The organism is Opitutaceae bacterium (assembly GCA_041395105.1).
Taxonomy (GTDB): domain Bacteria; phylum Verrucomicrobiota; class Verrucomicrobiia; order Opitutales; family Opitutaceae; genus B12-G4.
In genome coordinates this window covers 101711-124097 of the sequence record JAWLBB010000004.1, presented here as the reverse complement: position 1 = coordinate 124097, position 22387 = coordinate 101711, and the positions used below count along the sequence as shown (strand labels likewise).

Genomic DNA, 22387 nt, shown 5'->3' with positions numbered 1-22387 from the left:
GTCAGACAACGGTCGGATCACTCTCAACGATTGTCGCGGTGGCCGCCGCCTGGGCCAGCTCGACCAATTCCTTGATCACCAGCGTCGGATCCTCATCGTAGCGCAGGGAGCAGAATCGCTCCTTTATTTCCCGGTAGGATGCGGGATTCTCCAGCCATCCCCGAAGGATGCGCTCCAGGTCACCGGCCTTGGTGATCACCTCCGACGCTTTGTCCTGGGTGAAGAATTTCACGGTCAGGCGCTCCTGGGGCATGATGCCCTTGAAACCGTTTAGGATGGTGGGGCAGCGGTAGTGCATGGCTTTCGCACAGGTGGTCGTGCCTCCGCGCGTGACGATGACATCACTCGCCTGGACCAGCAGGTGCATCTGCTGGCAATACCCCTCGACGTGACAAAGCAGCTCGGGATGATTCCTGCGCCACTCATTGACCCGGAGAAACGCCCGGTTGTTGCGGCCACAGACCACGATGACCTGGACCCGGTCCGCGAATTTGGCCAGCACCGGGAGGAGCTCAAGGTGATTGTTGGCGCCGGCACCGCCCGTGGCCAGAAAGACCGTGAACCGGTTCGGGTCCAGGCCGAGATTGTCCCGCTGGAAATCCTGGCGGTTCTTCATGATGAAGACTTCCTCATAGACCCGGGGCTCCATGAGATGACCGCGAACACGGATCTTCTCCGGATTCAATCCGAGCTTGATCGCATAGTCACGGGCCGTCCGGGTCCGCGAGATGAAGAGATCTACTGTGGGCTCAATCCAGTTGCTGCTGTAGCCGTAGCCTCCGGAAAACTCGCTGCAATAGGTCGCACACCTCACCCGCGCGGGCCCAAGGACCCTCCGGGCCGTCTGGAAATAGCCGCGGTTCAAACAGTCATGCACACTGAATACGAGATGCGGCTGATAATTCTCCAGCACCTGGGTATAGTAGCGGTTGCCCAGGAAAACCCGGTTCGTATTGAGGAACCGCAAACCCTCGATCAACAGGTAGTAGGGATGGTGTATCCAGGGGGCGTGCTTCTGGATGAAGTTGTAGAAACGGACCCCGAATCGATTGAAGACGGACGAGTCCTCCAGCATGCTTTCTATGCGGACCTCGACCGACCAGCCGTAGAGGCGTTTGACCCACTTTGAAAAGGCCACGGCACGGGCGTCGTGCCCGCCTCCCGTGCTCGAGGTCAGGACCAGTATCCGGAGATTGGACACTCAGGAGATCCCGAAATAGCGGCGGGTCGCCGCCCGCAGCCAGCTCGCATGCAGAAAGCGCGCGAGCGTTGGAGCCAACCGGGCCTGGAAGAAGGACCCGGACCGGAAGACGCCGTCGCGGCGCCGGCGGAGCGCCCGCACCAGATCGCGGGCGGCACGTTGAGGATCGGGCGCACCCTCCATCAGGACATCCAGCCGCCGACCTGCCCGGATCAGGTGTTCTGGAGAATCTTCGAGGTTCGCTGACAATTCCATGGCACGATTGAACGATGTCCGGTAATCACCCGGCCGAAAATCCAGGATGTTGGGGCCCCGCCCGTCCGACTCAATCATTAATCCGCGGGCCAGGCCGGAGAGACCGGACTTGACCGCGTTGTATCCGGAGAGACCGGGAAGAGGAAAGTCGACCGCCAGAGAGGAGACGACCACGATGGCCGAAGGCACCCGATCCCGCAGATCGGGCATCGCCCGGTGAAGGAGACGGGCGGATCCTGTCAGCATGGCGTCGATCTGGTCGGCCCAACGCTCAAACGGAACTCCCGCGAATTCGCCCCAGACCCCGAAACCGGCGTTGGCCACCACGATATCGATTCCCCCGGTCTCGACCCGGAGATGCGACCAGAGACGATCGATCCCTTCGGGGTCCGCGAGGTCCATCTCCACCGGGATCAATCCGTCCCGGACTGCCATTCTGTCCGGCCACCGGGAGGTCCCCCAGACGTGAAGCCCCTGGTCGATGAAAGCATCGGCAAATGCCCGTCCCAGGCCCGAACCGGCACCGGTGATCAGGGCGGAGCGGTATCCAAGATCGCTTAAGCGCACATCCGAAATCCGGTTTGCGAAGGCGGCTTCACTCCCGCCTCAGGACGAGAACCACGTTTGAGCCGCCGAATCCACTGCTGTTGCACAGCGCCGTCCTCGGCCCCGGTTCCCGGGTCGTCCGAAGTATCTCCAGTCCGTCGCACTCCGGATCGGGTTCCTCAATATGAGCTGAACCGATGGTGAACCCCCGACGCATCGCCAAAGCCGTGAAACCCGCTTCCAGAACACTGGAGAGCGACAGGCCGTGACCGGTCAGGGCCTTGGTGCTGCTGATCGCCGGGCGTCCCGCGCCCACACCAAAAACCGCCTTGATCGCCCTCAGTTCACTGACGTCGCCAATCGGGGTCGAGGTTGCATGGGCATTGATATAGTCGATGTCGGCCGGCCCGATCCCGGCGTCCTTGAGCGCGAGATTCATCGCATCGCGCAAGCCGATCCCGTCTGGATGCGAAATCGCCACATTGTGACCATCCGAAGCCTGACCCCACCCCGTCAATTCCACATAGGGCTCGGCCTTCCGACGCTCCATCTCCTCTTCCGATTCAAGGATCATGACACAGGCACCGCCCGTCCCCACAAAACCGGACCGGTTCAGGTCAAAAGGGCGGGATGCCTTGTCGGGATCCGCTTCCAGAGAAAGGGCGCGCATCCCGGCAAAAGGCAGGATGCTGTCGCGATTGCAGTCCTCGGCCCCGACCACGATGATCCGATTCTGGCGACCCGCACGGATATCCTCGACGGCAAAGCCGATGCCATGCCCTGAGGATGCACAGGCCGAGGAGAAACCGCACGAAACCCCGCGGATCCCGAACGCCGCGACCAGGTTGAAGTTGAGCGTTCCCGCAATTGAGGCGACAATTCCCGTCGGCGGGCAACGCATGACGCCAACCGCGTCCATCCGCTCGAAATTGCGTTTCATCAGGAATGGAGAACCCGCGGAGGCGGCGTAAAGTCCGGTCATCGGGTTGGAGATGTCCTCCCGGCTCAGTCCGGCATCGTCAAGCGCCTGGAGCAGGCCACAGTAGGCGTAGACCCCATGCGGGGCGAGTCCCCGGAGGATTTCGCGCTTGATCCGATAGCGATCCGGATAGCTCCAATCCTCAAAATCGACCGAGTCCACGTCGAAACCCTTAATGGTCCCCAGAACCGAAATCGGAATATCCGCCTGATCAAAAGGCGGGTAATGCTCAATGCCGTGACGCAGGTGACGCAGGTTTTCCGCGACCTGCCCGGCGTCGTTGCCGATACTCGATATGAAACCGAGTCCGGTCACGTATACTCTGTGTTTGGACATACGGACGCTTGGAAGGATTCGAACGTGTCAGCGCATCAAAAAATCAGGCGGCGGGTAGAGATCCCTCAATCCCCAAAAACAACTGCGTGTGAAGATCGGACCGAGGTCAGGACCCGCACCGGATGGCAGAATCGCCGATCCGAAACCCGATGGCAAGGCATGAGAGAGGCCGGAGGAAAGTTGAGAACTTCTTGACCCGGCAGGATCGGCCGCGGTGACAGAAACCTGCCCCCTCCGAAAGGCGGCTCTTACTTGCGCTCCAACCGCTCCGATGGAAGCGCCACCGGGGTTCCGTTCCGTCCATGCGCCGAAGGGTCGCCCCTGGAGCGGTCGCTCTCGTCTGGAACGGCCGCTGCTGCGGCCGAGGTCGTCTCGGGTTCGTCTGGCACGTAGTCAAAAGTCAGCGTTATCTCCTCTGCAAATGCGGCCTTTTCCTGTCCGACCCGGATCGACCCTTCAAAGGTGGCCAGGGGGTGACGGATCCGCTTGGGTTTGATCGAAAGCTTGAGGACGTCGCCGGGGCGGCAGACCCGGTGACATCGAACGCCCTCGCAACCGGTGAAGTAGATCGAGCCGGAAGAGACCTTCCTCTTGATCTGGCTGCTCTTTCCTTCGAGAAGGAAGAGGACGGCCAATTGTCCCAGGGATTCAAGAAGAATGGATGCCGGGAAGACCGGATTCTCCGGGAAATGACCGGCCAGAAAGCCCTCGTCCCCGGCAATCCGGTACTTGGCCGAAACCCAACCCGATGCCATGGTCGCCTCCTGCAGGAAAAGAAAGGGCGGCTGTTGTGGCATGATGCCTACCAATTCCTCGATCGATAGAAATCGTGAGGGTTCCGGCGGCGGGAGCCCCCGGACCTTGTGATCAATAAAGACCTTGATGTCGCCCACGGTCCGCAGATTGCGCAATTCATCGTTGGCGATGGAGACGTTGACCACCTCCTCGACCAGGATGACAACCTCCATCATGGTCAGGGAATCCAGTCCGAGGTCCTCGATGACCCGTAGATCCTCGTCTGCCTCCCTCAACCGGGCATGGTGTTCCGGCTCGACAAAACGCTCGATGATCCCCAGGACGATCGACGGCAAGTAGCTGGCATCATTAGACTTACGGAAATCCAGAGCCGCCTGGAGCGTCTCGGGCGAACAACGTTTGAGAGATTCCCGCAGAGCGGCCTCATTCCCGCCTGCCGGGACTGCAGAGGCGTTTTTCGGTTTCTCGTTTGCGGATGCCATGTTTCCAGTTAGTAACGTTCGGGAGTCAGGATTGTAAATGTTATTTTTCCTCAACGAAAACCTCGCTCAACCCACCAAAATAGCGAATGATCGGCTCTTGACTCAAGCACCTTGTCCACCGATTGCTCAAATGGGGATCGAAGTTCGGTCGCGTCAGTCGTGGAATGATTGCGCCATCAAATAAGCCATCTGTTTTCGTCATCACACACGAGTTTCACCCGATGCGTGGCGGAATCGCCACCTACGTCGAGGAGATGGCTCGTGCCTCCGTCGGCCTCGGCTACAACGTCGAGGTCTGGGCGCCGGAGTCGTCCATGGCCGATGACAGCAGGTTTCCTTTCGAAGTCCTGCGGGTCCGCCTTCGGGGCACCCAGAACCTTTCGTGCCAGATGAGGATGGCCCGGCAGATGATCCGCGAACGGCGCCGACTGCGCACCGGGATCGTCTACCTTCCGGAACCGGGTCCGGTCCTCGCCATGACCTATCTGCATTATTTCAAGGCGTTCAAACCGGCGCGGATGATCATCACCTTCCACGGAACGGAGATAATCCGCTTCGCCTCCCGTCCGACCGCGCGACTCCTCGTGCGGCAGCTCATCAAGCGGGCGGACCTCGTGACCACCCCTTCCCTCTACACGAACGAACTCCTGCGCAGCCACTTCCCCGTCTCCCGCAGCAAGACCCGACTGACCCCCTGCGCCCTGCGTTCGGATTTCCACGAAACCCCGCGCGTGAGCAAACCCGTTTCGGACAAGGTTGTCATCCTGACTGTGGGCCGCCTGCATCCGCGAAAAGGGCAACTCCATATCCTTGATGCCCTTGAACACCTTCCGGAAGAACTGCGGGGACGGGTCGAATACTGGGTGATTGGACGGGGATCCAAGGGTAACTATGAGGCCCGCCTTCGCGAAGCCGCGCACCGGTCAAGCATTCCCGTGACCTTCCTCGGGATGATCGACAACGACGACCTTGAGATGTTCTACCAGCGGGCGGACATCTTTGCCCTGACCAGCATCAATCACCAGAAAAGCGTCGAAGGTTTCGGCCAGGTCTACCTGGAAGCATCGGCCTTCGGACTGCCGGTCGTCGCCCATGACGTCGGCGGTGTCTCCGAAGCCGTCGCCGATGGCAGGACCGGCATCCTCGTCAAGCCCCGCGACCGCGAGGGACTGACCCTGGCCTTTGCCCGATTGATCAGCGACCCGGGTCTGCGCCGCCGGATGGGCGAAAACGGTCGCATCTGGGCCCGCCTGCGGTCCTGGGACGACTCCGCCCGTCTGCTCTTCGAACCAGTCGAAGCAACCGCGGAAATATCTCAAACCTGATCGGAGCAGGCCTCATCCGTTGCCTGCCGCCCAGGCGGCAAAACGACCCAGCCCGGTCCGCAGGTCGGTGGACGGACGGTAGCCGAGCAACTCGCCCGCCTTTCCGATATCCGCCCAGGTCCGGGGAACGTCCCCCGCCTGTTCGGGCAGGCGGTCAATGATCGCTTCAGTCCCCAGGACCTGCTCGAGCGTACCGATCAATTCCATCAGACTGACGGTCCGGTTGTTCCCCAGGTTGATGATCTCATAACCGGATCCCGAATACCCGGAAGCGCTGATCACGCCGGATACAATGTCGTCGATGTAGGTGTAATCACGACGGGTCGATCCGTCGCCGTAGACCGGAATCGGACGTCTCTCCAGAATGAGCCGGTGGAACTTCTGGATGACCAGGTCGGGACGTTGCCGGGGACCATAGACATTGAAGAAGCGCAACCCGATGAAACGGATGCCAAAAAGATGGGCATAGACATGGCCGAGCAATTCACCGCTGACCTTGGTGCTGGCGTACGGGCTGATCGGCTGAAGTACCGCATCATCTTCCCGCCACGGCAGATTCGGGTTGAGCCCATAGACACTGGAGGAACCTGCGAAGACAAACTGCTTCACTCCAAGCGAACGCGCGAGCTCGAGCAGATTATGGGTCCCCCCCACGTTGACCTCCTGGTAGGTGATCGGGTCCTCGATGGACGGACGAACACCTCCCTTGGCCGCCAGATGAATGATCGCGTCAAACGATTTCCCCTCGACGGCAGCCTTGAGCCGGTCGAAATCGCGGATATCCACTTCGGCCAGGCGGAACCGTCCGCTCTTGAGGTGCCCCGCCGTATTGGATCGCTTCATCGATACCGGGTAGAACGGATCGAAATTGTCGATACCCATCACTTCATGTCCGGCCGCAAGCAGAGCGTCCGTGACCGAACTGCCGATAAAACCGGCCGAACCGGTCACCAGGAAACGTTTGGCTGGCGTAACGGATTGCATGGGATCTGGCTCGTCGAATCAACGACACTCAGACCGTGCGCACCGCGGTCAAGAGCAATCGAGGAAGCCTCTCCCGATCGTCGGAATCACTCCACGGTAACCGACTTGGCCAGATTGCGCGGTTTGTCCACGTCGCAGCTGCGTGCCACCGCGATATGATAGCTGAGCAGCTGAACCGGGATGGTCGCAAGGATCGGAATGATCGCCTCGTGGCCGTCGGGGAAGACTATGGCGTCGTCGACCAGACCCTCGGGAACATCGCATGACTCCGCATGCACAAGAATGACCTTACCCTTGCGCGCTTTGACCTCCTGGATATTCGAAACGACTTTCTGGAAGATCTCGTCGCTCGATGCGAAAAACACACTCGGACATTCTTCACTGATCAGGGCAATCGGACCGTGCTTCATCTCAGCCGCGGGATAGCCCTCCGCGTGAATATAGGAGATTTCCTTGAGCTTGAGCGCCCCTTCCAGGGCGACCGGAAACATCGACTGCCGACCCAGGAAAAGGAAATCGCCGTAATGGGCGTAGCGGGTCGCGATATCCTTGATCTGGTCATTCAACCGCAGGATCCGGGCCACCTTTTCCGGAAGGCCCTTGAGGGCCTCGACCAATTTGACCCCGCCTTCAAAGCTCATATCCCGCATTCGGCCAAGGTACAAGGCAACCATGGCGGCAATCACCAGCTGGGAAGTGAAGGCCTTGGTCGATGCGACTCCGATTTCGGGCCCGGCGTGCTGGTAGATCCCACCATCCGCCTCCCGCGCGATGGTCGAACCGACCACGTTGGTGATGGCAAGGGTCCGGTAGCCCTTGCGCTTGGCCTCGCGGAGGGCACCCAGGGTGTCAATCGTCTCCCCGGATTGGGTGATGACAAAGAGAAGGGTATTCTTGTCGAGAGGGGCGTTGCGGTAACGGAATTCCGAAGCGTATTCGACCTCCACCGGAATCCGGGCAAACCGTTCGATCAGGTGCTCCGCGACCAGGCAGGCATGCCAGGCGGTCCCACAGGAGGTGAATAGGATCCGGTCCACCTGGAGCAGTTCATGAGGCGTCATGTTCCAACCGCCGAAATTGGCGGTGCTGCCGTCATCCGAGAACCGTCCGCGCATGGCGTTTTCAAGGGCCTCCGGCTGGTCGAAGATCTCCTTGAGCATGAAGTGCGGATACGCACCCATCTCGGAGTCCTCGATCTTCCAGTCCACCGTGTCGATGACCGCATCGACCCCCATTTCGGAACTGGTCGAGATTTTGAAGGCGTTGCGCCCGACCGAGACGATTTCGTCGTCCTTCAGATAGACCACGCTGCTGGTGTGGGTGATGATGGCCGAAACATCGCTGGCCAGCAGGAATTCGCCCTGTCCCACTCCCAGAATGAGCGGTGAACCCTTGCGGGCCCCGATCATTTCCTCGGGATTGTCCAGGCAGAGGGCGGCAATCCCGTATGTGCCCTTGACGTGACGCAACGCCTTGCGCACGGCGATGAAGAACTTCGAAAAACCGTTGGTCGGCTCCCCTTCCTTCGCGTAGTGATAGGCGATCAGATTGACCAGCGCCTCGGTGTCCGTCTCCGAACTGAAGGTGTACCCTTTGGTCAGGAGAAACCGCTTCATGTCGTTGTAGTTCTCGATGACCCCATTGTGAACCATGACGACCCTGCCGTCCGAACTCAGATGCGGATGGGCGTTGGCATCGGACACGCCACCGTGGGTCGCCCAACGGGTGTGGCTGATCCCCAGGGTGCCTTCGAGGTCATCCTTCGACGCCGCCATCGCCAGGTTGGCCACCCGTCCGGTTTTCTTCGACACGCGAAAAGAATCGCGGCGATGGATTGCCATTCCCGCCGAGTCATACCCGCGGTACTCAAGCCGACGCAGACCTTCCAGAAGGACCGTCTTGGCCGATTGACTGCCTATGTATCCTACAATGCCACACATGATTTGAGAAAACTGATACTGGGATTCGGGTTCGGCATCAAATCCGCCGACTCCGGATCAAACGAAGCACCTTAATCGCCCGGCAAGGCGCCGGGCCCTTCGATCGACCTGTCTGCAGATTGGAACCGGCCCGATGACCACTTTCCCCTAGCATCGGTCCCGAACTCATTCAATTCAATGGAAATAAGGATCCTGCCAGCCGGAGCAACCCGTCAGGAAATACCCGATTTCTTCAAATGGGCCTCCACCCGCTCGAGGGACCAGGTGTTGAAAACCTGTTCGGCCGTCAGCCAGCCCTTCCGGGCTACCCGGACGCCGGCGTCGACAAACGAGAGATGCCCCGCCTCGTGGGCGTCGGGATTGATACTGCAAAGCACACCCTTTTCCGCAGCCCGCCGCCAATGCCGCCAATCCATATCCAACCGGTGTGGATTGGCATTGAGCTCGATCATCACTCCGTTCGCCGCCGCTGCATCGATGATTTTGGCCACATCGATGGCATAGCCTTCGCGGTGGAGAAGCAGCCGCCCGGTCAAATGGCCCACCATGGTCGCAAGGGGATGCTCAATCGCCCGGATCATCCGGGCCGTGACCACATCGGTTGCCTGGGTGAAAGAGGAATGGATGGAGACCACCACATAATCCAGCTCCTTCAGGATGCTGTCCGCCAGATCCAGCCGGCCATCGGGCAGAATATCGCATTCCACCCCGGCAAAGATCCGGACCCCCGACTGGCCGGACAGATTGAAGGCACGAATCGCCTCGACCTGTCGTCCCAGTCGTTCCTCATCCAGACCGTTTGCCTGAAAACTGGCCTTGGAATGATCGGCAATTCCCAGGTAATCCCAGCCCAGAGACGCCGCCATCCGGGCCATTTCCACGATCGTGTTTGCGCCGTCGGATGCTGACGTGTGGTTGTGAAACACTCCGCGCAGATCCTCCGGCCGGACCAGTCGCGGGAGACCATCCGATTCCGCTGCGTCGATCTCACCCAACCCTTCCCGCAGTTCCGGCGGGATATACTCCAGGCCAAGAAATCCGAAGAGCTCCTCCTCCGCCCGGATCGCGGCCGGGTCCCCGGGGGCGCTTTCGCGGACCGGTGACCGGGCGAGGGAGCCCGGATCCCGCGGCCCCTCCTCCGTCGGGGTCAAACCCCACTCGCTCAGACTGTAACCCCGGTTGAGCGCCCGCTGGCGCATCGCCACATTGTGTTCCTTCGAACCCGTGAAATGGTGGAGGGCAAAGGCAAACTGGTCCGGCGGCACAACCCTGAGATCCGCCTGCAGGCCCGACTCCAGACGGACACTCGATTTGGTCTCACCTTTGGCCGTCACTTCCGAAACGTGGTCACGACCGGTGAACCAGTCCATGACCGGCCCCGGTCGGGCCGAGGCCACGATGAAATCCAGATCGCCCACCGTTTCCCGGTTTCGACGCAGACTACCGGCATGTTCAGCCCTCTCCACCTCCGGCAAGGCTCGCAGTCCCTCCAGAATCGGTTCAGCCACCTCGCGGGCGTTCCACCAGAGATGCCGCTTGGCATAGGCTTCACGATGGTGAATCCCCTCAAGGATCTTGGCTTGGGATTTCGCCCCGAAACCGGCCAGCTCCGCCACCTGACCCGCCTCACAGGCCGCCGTCAGTTCCGCAATCGAGGTCACCCCGAGCTTCTCGTATATCGCCTTGATCTTCTTGCCCCCGAGTCCAGGGATCTCCAGCAGATCGAGCAAGCCGGTCGGGACGGACGCCTTCAGGTCGTCGTAGAAGCCCAGAGAGCCGGTCCGCTGGAGCGATTCGATCTTCATGGCCAGCGCGTCCCCGATCCCTCGGATCTGGCCCAGTCGGCCGGATGCAATCAGCTCCTCCAGATCATCCTCCATCGTGTCCAAAGCCCGCGCCCCGTTCTGGTAGGCCCGGATCTTGAACGGGTTCTCCCCTTTGATCTCAAGAAGCACCGCAATCTCCTCAAGGACTTCGACTATCTGCTTCCTTGTCATAAGGGCACTTTGAATAATTCGAGATGATCATCGCGGCAAGGATTTGGGCGTCGGGCAAGGCGGTCGGGCCAGTGGGCATACCCGGTGGGTATGTCTCGGCCCGGACAACGCGGCCCCACGCCCAAAGCCTTGCCGCCCTTTGGGTTGTGCAGAAATCCCACGCCCGCCGTGTTGGTCGGATCGAGGATAGCCCCACGGGATACCCGTCGACACGACCGCCTTGCGGTTCTTGATTCTCTGCGCAACGATGACCGTCTCCAATTCTTCAATGTGCCCTTCATTGAACCCCAAACAATCCCTCCAGCCGCTTTCGATCAAGCTTCCCCATCGCATTCCTCGGCAATCGAGACACCCGGACCCATCGTCTTGGGATCTTGAAAACCGGCAACCGCTCCCGAAGGATAGCCCGGGCGGCATCACCGTCAACGAAGGAGCCGCCCTCAATCACCGCGGATACCACCTGCCCCCATTGCGCATCCGGTGTCCCGAACACGACCGCGTCCCCCGCCAGGCCCGAATCCATCAGGACCGCCTCCACCTCCCCGGGAAAAACCTTCTCGCCACCCGTGATGATGACATCGTCCACCCTCCCGACAACCGTCAGGTAACCCTCCCCGTCCATCCGACCCAGGTCACTCGAAATAAAGGGGTCAGGCTTTGTAGTCTGTAGTGGATCCATTTCACTACAGACTACAAAGCCTGACCCCTTTTGCGCAGACGTGTCGGCATACCCCAGAAACCTCGACGCGGTGGCTATCCGAATGCGACCGATCTCGCCCGCCGGGGCCGGCTGTCCGGCATCGTTCACGATCGTCACGGTCGCGTGCGGCAACGCCCGGCCGACTCCTCCGCGCCCCTCCAGGAACTCATCGGGACGGAGCACCGTCACCTGCGCAGCCGTCTCGGTCATCCCATAAGCCGGCGCCAACCGAAGCCCCAGTTCGCGGGCACGATTCAGAAGTGAAGCGCGGGCACCACCGCCACCGACAAAGATCGCCCGGAAGCCACGCAACCAGGGCAGAAAAGTGCCATGGCGAGTATTTTGACTGGCCGATCGCGATACTCGGCCTGACCCCTCTCCCTCCAACAACCAATCCAATTGCTGCGGAACCATCGAAACCAGTTTGCCGTCCGAATCCGGGAGGGACTCACCGGCTTTGATCGTTCGCCAATCGGTCAACTCAACCTCACCTCCCAAGACCGTCGCCCGGATCACCTGCATCAGTCCACCCACGTGCCAGAGTGGCAACAGGCAGACGCAATCCGCGGATCCCGGAAACACCTGGCCGAATCCATTCGCCGCCGCTGAAAGACGCTGCCAGGAATGCAGGGCAAACCGGGGCGAACCGGTCGTGCCCCCGGTCCCGATCCAAATCCGTGCCGGTTTCGGTCTCGATGCCCAATCCTCCGGCGGGTGCCACGGCAGGGAGGACCCATCGGGTTGGCGCCGGTGTCCGTCAATCACCGCCGAGGGCATCAATCGCGCGACCAATTCCATCCTCGGGTTCGAGGGCAAAGCGGGATCGACCAGAACGAGATTCACCTCCTGAAGAGACCATTGGAAGAACGATCCGAGGAACGCCCGCGGATCCGCCTCGGCCAGCATGATCCGGGGTCGATCGAAAAGATGGCCGGGATCAGTCGTCACTGGAGGAAGTCCCGAATTGCCGACGCGGCAGCCCCTTGCCGCGTCCCGGCCCCGACCCCTGCGTTGAGACCGGGGGGCCGCCCCAAACGGGGCCACAGGAGTGTCCTTTCCCTCGTCTTTGGCGCATAACGCCAGGGCTTTACGAACCGGTCAGGCGTTTCCATTGGAACTCGAGATCGATTCCGCCCACCCGGTCGGAACTGAGAAAGGGTTCATCGACCTGATCCGCAAAGAAGGCACCGACCCCAAAGCCGAGGGCCCGTTTCGAGGCGCTTTGAAAAGCCGCCCGCAGTGATCCACGATGGCCGATGGCCGTCTCCATCGCGGTCGAGAAGACAAACACCTCATCCTGACCGATCTCCATCTGCAACTCATCCGGGTCTCCGGCCAGCGCCGGCTTGATCACATAAAGCCCCGGCCATCCCCGGTCGCGCCAACGCTTAAGGTCATCAACCCGGACGACCGACTCATCCAGAGCAATCGGAGTCGGAAAATCCGCGGCGAGACCAAGCAGTGCCTCGACGTCTTCCGGCGGCACAGGCTGCTCGATGAACTCGACCGGCAGGTCCGCCACGAATTCCAACCAGACCGCCGCCCGGGCCGCATCGAGGATGCCATTCGCATCAAGTCGAAGTCCGCCACCCTCGGGCAGCAGCCGGCAGAGCCGTTCGACCCGATCCTTTTCCTGATCCGGGTCGCCCATGCCGATCTTCAGCTTGGCCGTCAGGAACCCCAGGTTGAGCCGTTCCTCAAGGACGGAAAACGCGGTTTGCCCCGCCGGCAGCAAGGCAGCCACCGGCAGCCTTTTCCCGCGGGGGTATCCGGGACCCACCAGGTCGGTCAGGGCAGCTCCGACCGCCGCCCGGCAACAGGGATACGAGCCCGGTATCAGACCCATTACTTCCGGGTTGACCGTGGATCCGAGCAGGCTGAGCTGAATGGCGGCCGACTCGATCGTCTCCGTTCCAAACCAGGGAATCGGCGCAACCTCCCCGTAGCCGATCCGGCCGTCACAGTCTTCCAGACGGACCAGGATGCCTTCGCGGGCATCCCAGGTCCCGTGTCCGGTGACGAGTGGCTGGCGAAACGGGCGTCGGTAACGCTTCCAGGTCAGGGTGTACATCGCGGATCGAAACAAGGTCGGTCCGGCGGTCAATCCTTGTGGGTGGAAACCTCGATCACGTCGTGCGGGCTGGCCTCCTTCTGTCCGGCCGGCGAAACCCGGACAAGCCGGGCCCGGGTCTTCAGTTTCCCGAGATCAGGGGCCCCGAGATAGCCCATGCCCGACTGGATCCCGCCGATCAGTTCGGACAGAACGTTGTCCACCGACCCCGAAACCTCCTTGAGGGCCTCGATCCCCTCGGCCGCAATCTTTCTCGTCGTATCCACTTTTTGGTGACCATACCGGCTGGCCGACCCCCGTTTCATCGCGCTCAGGCTGCCCATTCCGCGGTACTGCTTGTAGAGCTTGCCGCTGATTTCGATGATTTCTCCCGGCGCCTCCCGGCATCCGGCGAGCAGACCGCCGCAGATGACGGCGTCGGCCATGGTCAGCGCCTTCACGATGTCCCCCGATTTGGTGATGCCGCCGTCGGCAATCAGTCGCACCCCCTTGCGGGCGGCCGCCTTGGAAGAGACGTAGAGGGCGGTCAATTGCGGCACACCGACTCCCGCCACCACCCGGGTGGTGCAGATCGATCCCGGACCCTGTCCGATCTTGATGGCATCGGCGCCGCTCTCCGCCAGGAATTCGACCCCCTGGCCGCTGGTCACATTGCCGGCGATGATGGTCAGGGACGGAAAGGCGTCCCGGATGGCCCGGACCGCCTCCCCCACCCCGACCGTATGTCCGTGGGCGGTGGATACGGCGACTGCGTCGACCGATTCGGCCACCAACTCCCCGACATGGTCGAGGAGACGGGACCGATCCAGGGATCCGTCGGACTGCCGGACCACCGAGAGGGCCGCGCCGACGACCAGACGGAAGGACGCATCACGGCTCGGCTTGCGCTGGGCCTTGGCCTCGTTCAGGAGTTTTTCAATGTCCGACACCGTGATCAGACCCTTCAGTCGGTTGGCGTCATTCACGATCAGCATCTTGGTGATGCCGACATTGCCGGTGAAGAAAGCCGTCGCCTGGGCGACCAGATCATGAGTCATCTCTTTCTGGTTGACCGTGATCAGGTGGCTGCGCGGAGTCATCGCCTTGGCCACCGGCGCCGCTCGGTAGATCTCCTTGACCACGCTGCCGGGTAGCAGACCGACCAGCCCCCCCGCCTCATCGACCACCGGGAAGGACCGGAAATCAAACTTCTTCTTCTCGATCAACTTGAGCACATCGCCGACCTGCATGTCCGGCGTCACCGTGATGGGATCCTGAATCAGGCCGTGGATATGCCGTTTGACCCGTGCCACCTCATGGATCTGGTCCTTCGGCGCCATATTGTAGTGGATCAGGCCGATGCCTCCGTTCAGCGCCATCGCCATCGCCATCCGCGACTCGGTCACGGTATCCATGTCGGAGGAGATGATCGGCACCTGGAGACTCAGGGATTCCGAGAGCCGGGTCGAGAGATCCGCCTGCCGGGGGAGGATCTCCGAGTATTCCGTGGCCAGTGACACGTCGTCGTAGGTCAGGGCCATACCTCGCTGGGCCTGAAAAAACGCGTCGACACTGAGATAAAAAGCCCCGTCACCCAAGTCGGTGTCGAAGCCGGGAGCAACAGCCGGATCGGTCATATTGCCGGTCGGTCCTAACATCGGCCGAAAGCACTGGCAAGCGGGAAAGCCGGGTCACCCGCAAAAGATACCGGCCCGGCCCGATCAGTCTTCGGGATCAGCCCGGGAAATGCGTTGGAAAATCAACCCGCTCCATATGAGGGCGGCGGAGAGCCAGAAGACGGCCGCGTAGCCGAGATGGGACTGATAGACCGACGGCAGGAAATCCGCGCTCACCCGGGTCAGGGCCGCCACCATGAGCAGGCCCCCGACCCAGCGCATGGAAATCATCCGCCCGGTCGTCCTGTCCCTCTCCCCGGCATGCCCGAATATGACGCGAGTGGCCACCGCGAAGAGGATCAGGTTGAATCCCCCGATCATGATGAGGTGACGGATGCCGGTCAATTGTCCGGGAAGGACCACAATCTCCAGCAGAAGGCCCACCGGAATGAGGAACAATCCGATCCGGGCGAGACCGCCGAGCGTGCTTTCGCTGCGCAGACCGAGGGTCGCCGCCACTTCAGAAATGACAAAGAAGCCGAAGGAGGTAAGCCGCAGGAGTGTTCCCGCCCGGACAAATCCGGCCGCATCGAGGCCGCAGCCGGCCGTCAAACCCATCCCTGCCCAGAAGGCCACCCAGCCCTGGCTCGCCCATCGGGCGTCCGGCCGCTTCATTTCGGGAAAGTCCTGACGGGTCCTCCCTCCCCAGAGACGCGGAAAGAAGAACGCACCCACACCACCGGCCACACCGAGAAGAAAGCCTTCGTGCAATGCCACCCGGCCCCATCGATAAATCCAGTCTGCAGACGGAAGCGTTCCAACGGGATATTCCGCCCAGGCAAGGGCCACGGCCCCGGTGAGGCCCAGCACCAGGCCGAACGCGGTCAGGACAAAGGCCGGAGGCGGAAGATCCAATCTCCGTATGAACCTCGCGAGCAGGCTCAGGATCAGAAGCAGAAGCGTCAGGCCGAAGAGAAGATCCCCCAGCCAGGCGACACCCACGATTTGGGCACCAACCGCGCCCGACCAGAGGAGCCCCAACCCGACGACCACTCCACCCCCCAGCGGGCCCGTCCCCATCATCCGCGGCAGCGCGGTGGCGGAAAAACCCACGACAAAAGCTCCCAAGAGGCCCATCGACATCAACCGCGCATGCAGAGGCCCCGGGTAGAGCGCCATCCCGCCCCAGACCCAGGCCGGCCAGAGTGCCACGCCCAAGAGTCCGGCAAAGAGACCTGCGGGAAAAAAGAGACGGTAGGGTTCCCGGATGGCGACGGAGCGAGGCATGAACCATCAAGCGTTCGGGCATGCCCGGAATCAAGGCCCGATTGCACCAAAGACAGTCCGGTGATCCGGAAAGGCGACCCGAAGGCTGTCATAGTCCCAGAATTTGCTGGTGCCCCCCGCAAACGCGGGCTTAGCGTATGCCCTTTGGCCGCGTCGCAAGGTTCCCTTCACCAACCGTCAACTCCCCCTATCGCCCAATGTCCCTGATACCTTTTTCCAGCCACCTGATCGCCGACGTCGGAATCAGCACCGGCGACGAAGGCAAAGGCCGCCTGATCGCCGAAGTGGTCGAAGAACTCCGTGCTTCCACCAAGCTCGACGCTCCGGTTCACATGGTGCTCAAGGTCAACGGCGGCGCGAATTCGGGACACACTGCCGGTGGAGTCAAACTGAACCTGCTTCCCGCCGGGGTCATCGAACCGTCCATCCCCTATCTGGCCATCGGCGCGGGCGTGGTGGCGGATCCCCGGAAATTCTGGTGGGAAGCCTCACCCCTCGAAAAGCGCGGATTCAAGGTCATCGATCGCCTGATCATTGATGAGCGGACCATGGTGGCCGACGTTTCCCACCGCCTCCTGGATCTGGCCTGGGAGGACTACCGGGAGAACATCCTTGGGGAGGAGGCGCGCGGTTCGACCGGACGCGGCATCACTCCGGCCTACCAGGACGAAGCCGGCCAATGGCAGATCACCTACAGCGCTTTTCTCGGCACCCGCGACGATTTTGCCCGACGGGTCGGCCAGAGGATCGACCGGACCCTGCGCACGATTGAACATGTCTGCCAGGTGAGCGCCGAGACCTGGTCCGGTTTCTTCGACCGCCTGACTGAGGCAGAGACCCGAGCCAACCGGGATTCGGTTGAGTCCGGGATTTTCCCCCAGTCAGAGTTCGATTTCACTGCTTTTCGCGGCGAAACCCCGTTCACGTTGAACAAGGACCGGATAATCGACGTCTACTGGCAGGCTGGAGCCCGCCTGAGGTCCTGTGTCACGGATGTGCGCGAGCGGGTTCTTGATGCATTGACCGAACACCGGACCGTCATCGGAGAATTCGGACAGGCCTTCTGGCTGGACAAGCGGCACGGCTATCCACCCAACGTGACCGCCTCCCACACCTATACTCCCGAGTTCTTCAATTCGGCCGGCATCCCCTGCCAGCCCATCCACACCTTTGGCGTGGCCAAGGCCTACGACACCAAGGTGGGCACCCATACCTTCATCACACAGATGGATGACGAGCACCCGCTCTGTCAGTTTCTGAAAAAGCTGGAATTCGGCACCTCGACCGGAAGGCAGCGCATGGTCGGCTGGTTCGATGCCGTCGAGAAGGGCGACACTCTGCGCTACGGCGGCTTTCAAGATCTGATGATCAACAAGATCGACGCTCTCGGCGCCCTCCCCGACTGGAAAGGCAACCTCCGCATCTGCACCGCCTACGAAGACCGCACCGGTCGGCGCTTCAGTCATTCGCCCCGCCGCGAGGAGATTCGCAAAACCCTCCGGCCGCTCTACCGGGATTTCCCCACTTGGGAGGGTGACATTTCCGGCATCCGTCGATTCGGCGACCTCCCGCAGGAGGCCCGGACCTATGTCGCCGCCATGATGCGATCAATCCTCGAAGCAGCCTACGACCAGGGCAAATGGCCGCTCCGTCTGCCCAATCTCCGCTATATCGGCGTCGGCCCCGACCCCTCTCAAATCATCAAGGATATTCCGGCCACCTCGGAATTGATCCGCCTCGTCCACTTCGAGTCCGGTCCGATCGCCACCGCCTGAAAGCAGATAAATCCGGCCGGATCGAATCCTCCCGGACTTTTCCGACATCCGACCACCCGGTTTGGACGTATGAGTGGAGATGACACTTACGTCCAATGCATTTGGGAGCTTACGAACCTTATCCTTGCTCCGAAGGGATTCCTATGGTGAAAGAACTTCCGCCTACCCGGATTCCCCGCTTAATGCCGTGACGGACACTGCCACCGACGACGCCATCAATGACAGCGAACTTCTCGCCCTTGCCGCCAAGGGCGACCGGGTCGCTTTCAGCCAGATCTACGACCGTTATTCCAAACCTCTCTACTCGCTCGCCATGAAAATGCTGGGAGAGTCGAGCGAGGCGGAAGATGTGGTTCAGGACGTCTTCATCGCCCTCTGGAACAATGCCGGCTCTTTCGACGCCAATCGGGCCAAACTCTTCACCTGGGCGGTCACCCTCACCCGGAACAAGGCGATAGACCGCATCCGCACGAGGAAGCGGCGCTCCGGCATCATCGAGCGTTCGGGCGAAGATATCGCTGATTTTTCACTCTCGGCAGAGTTGCCGGACTCAGTGGAGGTGGCCGGACAGAACGAGCGGGCCCACATCGTCCGTCGAGTCTTTAAAACGCTCCCATCGGAGCAAAGAAAACCCATCGAACTCGCCTACTTCAAGGGGCTGACCCAGGTCGAGATTGCCGAAAAGCTCGGCCAGCCTCTCGGCACGGTCAAAGCCCGAATCCGCCGAGGTCTGCTTCGCCTTCGCGATGGACTGGAGGGACAAGTATGAACAGAGAAGCCAAACAGGAATTGATCGCCCTTCACGCACTGGGCGCCACCGAATCCAAGGAAAAGGCGGAGGCCGAAGCCCTGATCCATTCTGACGACGAAATGAGAGTGCTCTTTGACGAATTCCGGGATTCCCTTGGCGAGCTCACCCTCGGGGTGGAAGCAATCGATCCGCCGGCCTCCCTCCGGCAACGTATCCTTGAGAACCTGCCCGAGCGGTCGGACCTCGGGGAAACCGAGGACATCTCTCCATTGGTGCCATTTCCCGCCAGCACCACGAGAACCTGGATCCCCTGGTCCCTGGCCGCCTGCTTTGCCATCATCTGCGGACTCGTCCTGCAGAACAACATGACCCTGCGCAATGATCTGACGGCACTCGCATCAACGGACAACCTCAACGCGATCGAAGTGGCCACCCTCTCGTCCATGATGGCGGTCGCCCCGAGAGCCCAGGCTGTCGCGGTCTGGGACGCGGCCCACCAGGAGGGCGTCCTCACCATTGCCAATCTTCCCGCGGTCGATTCGGACAAGGACTACCAACTCTGGATCATCGATCCGCGTTACGAGAACCCGGTCGACGGCGGTGTCTTCAGTGTCAGCGAACGTGGTGAAACCCGCTACCGGTTCAAACCCAACCAACCCATCGAGACAATCTCGGCCTTTGCCGTGAGCCTGGAGCGGAAGGGCGGGGTCCCCAAGGCCGAGGGACCGATGGTCCTGATCAGCCGGATCTGAACGATGGCGCGGCCACCCCCGGGGGAGTTCCCGAGGGCACCTGTCGTCAGAACGAGACCATCGCCTTCAGCACGGCAGCTTCCGGCTCCAGCCAGTGCGGGAAATCCCCCGGCAGGTCGCGGATTGCTCCCCGGTGGGTAATCCATGGTGCCACATCAAGCACCCCGCTCTCCATGTTGGCGATCACGCTCCGGAAATCCCGGGGAAGTGCGTTTCGACTGGACAGAATGGTCAGTTCACGCCGATGGAAATCGGGGTCGGCAAAAGTGACTTTGCCCAGATGAAGCCCCACCAGCACGACGCGGGCACCGTGTCCGGCGAAATCGAAGGAACGGTCCATCGATCCCGGATTTCCGGTGGCATCAAAAACCACTGAAGCCTTTTCGCCGTTGGTCAGTTCGGCGAGAACCGCGACCGGATCGCCCGAGGAGACATCCACGGTTTCCGCCACACCGAAACGGTTCCGACAGAACGTCAGGCGTCCTTCATTGATATCGAGCACAATGGCCCGCGCCCCCCGGAGCTGCACATGCTGGAGGACAGCCAGACCGATCGGCCCGACGCCGACAATCACGCATACGTCGTCGCTGAGGACACCGGCCCGGTCCACCGCATGACAGCCGATGCAGAGTGTCTCGACCAGGGCAAGTTGCTCGGTGGACAGCTTCTCCGACCGGTGCAGTTTCTCAACCGGTATCCGGATACGCTCCCGCATGCCCCCGTCGCAATGAACACCGAGTACCTTGAGGGACGCGCAGCAGTTGGTGCGTCCCTGTCGGCAGGCGCGACAATGGCCGCAATTCAGGTAAGGCTCAACCGAACACCGGTCTCCGACGCCGACGCCATGGTCTCCCCCCGAAATCGCCTCCACCACAACCCCCAACTCGTGCCCGAGTATCCTCGGGTAGGTGAAAAACGGTTGCCGGCCACGGTAGGCGTGAAGATCCGTGCCGCAGATGCCGATTCTCTCCACCTGGACCACCGCCTCGCCTTCTGAGGGTCCCTCGGGGGGTTCACAATCGATGGGCTCAAGACGACCCGGCTCCTGCAGAATGATTCCAAACATAGGATTCCGATCGTGAGCCCTTCCGACAAACTGGGCAATGACCAACCGTCCCTTCCCGTCGATCCTTCAACGCCGGCGCCTCCCAGAATCGCCCGAATCTCCAATCCGGTTTCGGCAAAGTCTTGCCGACATCGTTCCAACCGCCCAACGTATCGGCGAATCCAAGACCATGACACAATCGACCATCGGTATCGGCATCATCGGCTGCGGCGCCATTTTTCCCGCCTACGTGAAAGGCAGTCGTCAGTTCCCTTTTCTCGAAATCAAGGCCTGCGCGGACATGGACCTTCCCCGGGCGCAGGCCCGGGCCAGGGAATTCGAAATCCCCAGGGGCGTGAGCGTCGAGGACCTTCTTGCCGATCCGGAAATCGAGATCGTGGTCAACCTGACCGTCCCTCAATCCCATGCCCCGCTCAATATCGCCGCATTGAAGGCGGGGAAGCATGCCTACTGTGAAAAACCCCTTGGATTGACCCGCGACGAGGTCATCGAATCAGTCGCCATCGCCACCAGAAACGGATTGCGGGTGGGATCGGCCCCGGATACTTTTCTGGGTGCCGGCATTCAGACCGCCCGAAGGGCGATCGACGAGGGGCTCATCGGCGAACCGGTCGCCGCGACCGCCTTCATGGCCGGGCACGGACACGAAAGCTGGCACCCCAGCCCCGCATTCTACTATCTGAAGGGCGGCGGACCGATGTTCGACATGGGGCCCTACTACCTGACGGCCCTGGTCAACCTGATCGGACCCGCCCGCCGCGTCAGCGCCTCAACCCGTATCACCTTCCCCACCCGGACGGTCACCAGCGAACCGCTCAAAGGCACCGTTCTCCCGGTTGAAATCCCGACCCACCTGGCCGGGACCATCGACTTTCAGTGCGGGGCCATCGCCACCGTCATCATGAGCTTCGACGTCTGGGCCCATAACCTGCCCCGGATCGAAATACACGGGACAGAGGGTTCAATGAGCGTGCCCGACCCGAATACGTTCAACGGCGAGGTCAAGGTCCGTTCATCGAAATCCACGGAATGGAAGGTCATGCCTTCCACTCATCGCGATGACGTGGGACGCGGCATCGGTGTCGCGGACCTGGCGACCGCAGTCCGGTCCGGACGCGAACACCGCGCCAACGGCCACATGGCGGCCCACGTCGTCGACATTATGCAGGCTTTCGGCGAATCCTCCGATCAGGGCAGACACATCGAACTGACCACCACCTGCACCCAGCCGGCCCCGCTGCCCGCCGGGCTCGCGGCAGGTGAAATCGACAATTGAAGCGACCGCGGGTTGGCCTTGCCCCGAATACAAATCAAGCGTATCCATTCGAACCGATGGCAACCTACGTTTACGAGACAATCACCGATGATGCCACCCGGCCGCCCAGGCGGTTTGAGGTGCAGCAAAGCATGAAGGACGATCCGCTCACCCACGACCCGGAGTCCGGCCTTCCGGTTCGTCGGATCATCACCGGGGGGTATGGATTCGTCAGTGCCGCCCGGGATTCCGGAATCGGCCAGCCGCCACCCGCTTCTGGTGGCTGCGGAGCCGGCTGCGGATGCCATCACCACCACCACTGAGACCTGACGAC

Annotated in this window: 18 protein-coding genes; 6 read left to right on the top strand and 12 right to left on the bottom strand. The window is 61.4% G+C overall.

What is annotated here, in order from left to right:
- Position 1: 1 nt before the first annotated feature.
- From R3F07_14145 to R3F07_14130, 4 genes are all read right to left on the bottom strand, one after another.
- Positions 2–1201 (bottom strand): glycosyltransferase, encoded by a 1200-nt coding sequence (locus R3F07_14145; GenBank protein ID MEZ5277518.1) that lies wholly within the window; start codon positions 1199–1201, stop codon positions 2–4.
- A complete protein-coding gene (locus R3F07_14140; protein MEZ5277517.1) occupies positions 1202–2023 on the bottom strand; it encodes an SDR family NAD(P)-dependent oxidoreductase in 822 nt (273 codons plus the stop codon).
- A 28-nt stretch (positions 2024–2051) separates the two neighbouring features.
- Positions 2052–3317: a beta-ketoacyl-[acyl-carrier-protein] synthase family protein gene (locus R3F07_14135; protein MEZ5277516.1), complete on the bottom strand. Its 1266-nt coding sequence runs from the start codon at positions 3315–3317 to the stop codon at positions 2052–2054.
- 248 nt (positions 3318–3565) lie between these two features.
- Complete coding sequence (locus tag R3F07_14130) at positions 3566–4555, bottom strand: phosphopantetheine-binding protein (protein MEZ5277515.1); 990 nt, start codon at positions 4553–4555, stop codon at positions 3566–3568.
- 164 nt (positions 4556–4719) lie between these two features.
- On the opposite strand from R3F07_14130, the gene R3F07_14125 reads away from it, so the two are divergent.
- Positions 4720–5880 (top strand): glycosyltransferase family 4 protein, encoded by a 1161-nt coding sequence (locus R3F07_14125; protein MEZ5277514.1) that lies wholly within the window; start codon positions 4720–4722, stop codon positions 5878–5880.
- A gap of 12 nt (positions 5881–5892) precedes the next feature.
- Here the strand turns inward: R3F07_14125 and R3F07_14120 are convergent, their stop codons facing one another.
- The 7 genes from R3F07_14120 to R3F07_14090 all read right to left on the bottom strand — a co-directional run bounded on the left by R3F07_14120 (position 5893) and on the right by R3F07_14090 (position 16454).
- Entirely contained in the window at positions 5893–6864 is a 972-nt protein-coding gene (locus R3F07_14120) for a GDP-mannose 4,6-dehydratase (GenBank protein MEZ5277513.1), read from the bottom strand.
- Between the two features lie 86 nt (positions 6865–6950).
- A complete protein-coding gene (gene glmS / locus R3F07_14115) occupies positions 6951–8804 on the bottom strand; it encodes a glutamine--fructose-6-phosphate transaminase (isomerizing) (GenBank protein ID MEZ5277512.1) in 1854 nt (617 codons plus the stop codon).
- 212 nt (positions 8805–9016) lie between these two features.
- Positions 9017–10801, bottom strand: coding sequence for a DNA polymerase/3'-5' exonuclease PolX (gene polX / locus R3F07_14110; protein MEZ5277511.1), 1785 nt, complete (start codon positions 10799–10801; stop codon positions 9017–9019).
- A gap of 277 nt (positions 10802–11078) precedes the next feature.
- Positions 11079–12449 (bottom strand): AMP-binding protein, encoded by a 1371-nt coding sequence (locus R3F07_14105; protein ID MEZ5277510.1) that lies wholly within the window; start codon positions 12447–12449, stop codon positions 11079–11081.
- A 139-nt stretch (positions 12450–12588) separates the two neighbouring features.
- Entirely contained in the window at positions 12589–13572 is a 984-nt protein-coding gene (locus R3F07_14100) for an o-succinylbenzoate synthase (protein ID MEZ5277509.1), read from the bottom strand.
- Between the two features lie 29 nt (positions 13573–13601).
- On the bottom strand, positions 13602–15209 hold the full coding sequence (locus R3F07_14095) for an IMP dehydrogenase (GenBank protein MEZ5277508.1): 1608 nt from the start codon (positions 15207–15209) through the stop codon (positions 13602–13604).
- A 63-nt stretch (positions 15210–15272) separates the two neighbouring features.
- Positions 15273–16454 (bottom strand): NnrS family protein, encoded by a 1182-nt coding sequence (locus R3F07_14090; GenBank protein ID MEZ5277507.1) that lies wholly within the window; start codon positions 16452–16454, stop codon positions 15273–15275.
- A gap of 197 nt (positions 16455–16651) precedes the next feature.
- On the opposite strand from R3F07_14090, the gene R3F07_14085 reads away from it, so the two are divergent.
- The 3 genes from R3F07_14085 (at position 16652) to R3F07_14075 (ending at position 19732) form a co-directional block, all read left to right on the top strand.
- The gene (locus R3F07_14085) at positions 16652–18229 is read left to right on the top strand and encodes an adenylosuccinate synthetase (protein ID MEZ5277506.1); all 1578 of its coding nucleotides are present in this window, start codon (positions 16652–16654) and stop codon (positions 18227–18229) included.
- Between the two features lie 187 nt (positions 18230–18416).
- Positions 18417–18998, top strand: coding sequence for a sigma-70 family RNA polymerase sigma factor (locus R3F07_14080; protein ID MEZ5277505.1), 582 nt, complete (start codon positions 18417–18419; stop codon positions 18996–18998).
- A complete protein-coding gene (locus tag R3F07_14075) occupies positions 18995–19732 on the top strand; it encodes an anti-sigma factor (protein ID MEZ5277504.1) in 738 nt (245 codons plus the stop codon). Before R3F07_14080 ends, R3F07_14075 begins: the two co-directional genes overlap by 4 nt.
- Before the next feature lie 46 nt (positions 19733–19778).
- Here the strand turns inward: R3F07_14075 and R3F07_14070 are convergent, their stop codons facing one another.
- Positions 19779–20798 (bottom strand): zinc-binding alcohol dehydrogenase family protein, encoded by a 1020-nt coding sequence (locus tag R3F07_14070; GenBank protein ID MEZ5277503.1) that lies wholly within the window; start codon positions 20796–20798, stop codon positions 19779–19781.
- 169 nt (positions 20799–20967) lie between these two features.
- Here R3F07_14070 and R3F07_14065 point away from each other — a divergent pair, with 169 nt between their 5' ends.
- Entirely contained in the window at positions 20968–22074 is a 1107-nt protein-coding gene (locus tag R3F07_14065) for a Gfo/Idh/MocA family oxidoreductase (GenBank protein MEZ5277502.1), read from the top strand.
- A 56-nt stretch (positions 22075–22130) separates the two neighbouring features.
- Positions 22131–22376: a zinc ribbon domain-containing protein gene (locus R3F07_14060; protein MEZ5277501.1), complete on the top strand. Its 246-nt coding sequence runs from the start codon at positions 22131–22133 to the stop codon at positions 22374–22376.
- Positions 22377–22387: the final 11 nt, after the last annotated feature.